1 protein-coding gene is annotated in these 269 nt (G+C 63.2%); it reads right to left on the reverse strand.

What is annotated here, in order from left to right; all coding sequences use genetic code 11:
* Positions 1-20: 20 nt before the first annotated feature.
* On the reverse strand, positions 21-269 hold a 249-nt coding region (locus tag C7C56_RS26380; protein ID WP_146204650.1), incomplete at its 5' end, for an SDR family oxidoreductase.

Raw genomic sequence — 269 nt, forward strand, 5'->3', positions numbered from 1 at the left:
TGTATTTAAGGGATGTTGTACTAGGACATGTGCTGGCCGCCATTGATGGCCAGGTTGGCGCCAGTCATAAAGCCCGCCTCCTCCGAACACAGGTACGCGACCAGCGCGCCGACCTCGGCCGGTTCGCCGAGGCGGCCCATGGGAATTTGCGGCAGGATTTTTTCGCGCATGATGTCGGCCGGCACCTGCATCACCATCTGGGTGCGCAGGTAACCGGGCGAGACGGTGTTGACCGTGACGCCGTGGCGCGCCATCTCGAGCGCGAGCGA

The organism is Massilia glaciei, assembly GCF_003011895.2.
GTDB classification, from domain to species: Bacteria; Pseudomonadota; Gammaproteobacteria; order Burkholderiales; family Burkholderiaceae_D; genus Telluria_A; species Telluria_A glaciei.